The organism is Mesorhizobium sp. M7A.F.Ca.US.005.03.2.1 (genome assembly GCF_003997795.1).
Taxonomy (GTDB): domain Bacteria; phylum Pseudomonadota; class Alphaproteobacteria; order Rhizobiales; family Rhizobiaceae; genus Mesorhizobium; species Mesorhizobium ciceri.
Window position 1 is genome coordinate 1 of record NZ_RZRP01001483.1, and the last position, 700, is coordinate 700.

A 700-nucleotide genomic window follows, 5' to 3' on the forward strand; every position below is an offset into this window, starting at 1 on the left:
AGCCTATGTATACCGACTAGTGAATATACACAAGCGACAAAGGGCATAGTCTTCCTTCCATCAGCATGATGGAGAAGGAAGAGCCAAATGACAGATCTTGTCCTTAGCGAAACCCGGGATGGGATTGCCATCCTCACCCTCAACCGGCCGGAGAAACTCAACGCGCTGAACTATGCCCTGATCGATCGCCTGCTTGCGGTCCTTGACGACATTGAAGTCGATGACAGCGTTCGTGCGGTCATTCTGACCGGAGCAGGGGAGCGGGCGTTTTCGGCGGGGGGCGACATTCACGAGTTCTCGGCCAGCGTGGCGCTTGGCGTCGGTGTCGCGATGCGGGATTTCGTCATGCGCGGGCAGCGGCTGACGGCGAGGCTGGAAGCCTACCGCAAGCCCATCATCGCCGCCGTCAACGGCATTGCCTTTGGTGGCGGCTGCGAAATCACCGAGGCCGTACCGCTTGCTATCGCCAGTGACCGCGCTTTGTTCGCCAAGCCGGAAATCAACCTCGCAATGCCGCCGACCTTTGGTGGAACCCAGCGCTTGCCGAGGCTCGCGGGGCGCAAGCGGGCGCTCGAACTGCTGTTGACCGGCGACTGGTTTGCGCCGCCGCGGGCGCTTGAACTGGGTCTCGTCAACGAGGTTGTCCCGCATGCCGAGTTGATGCCGGCGGCATTTGATCTGGCCAGGCGTATCCTGCGGC

Annotated in this window: 1 protein-coding gene; it reads left to right on the plus strand. The window is 61.3% G+C overall.

Annotated features, from left to right (window positions below; genetic code table 11):
* Nucleotides 1-87 precede the first annotated feature (87 nt).
* A partial coding sequence (locus EN991_RS38635; RefSeq protein WP_127370651.1) for a crotonase/enoyl-CoA hydratase family protein occupies nucleotides 88-700 on the plus strand: 613 nt, incomplete at its 3' end.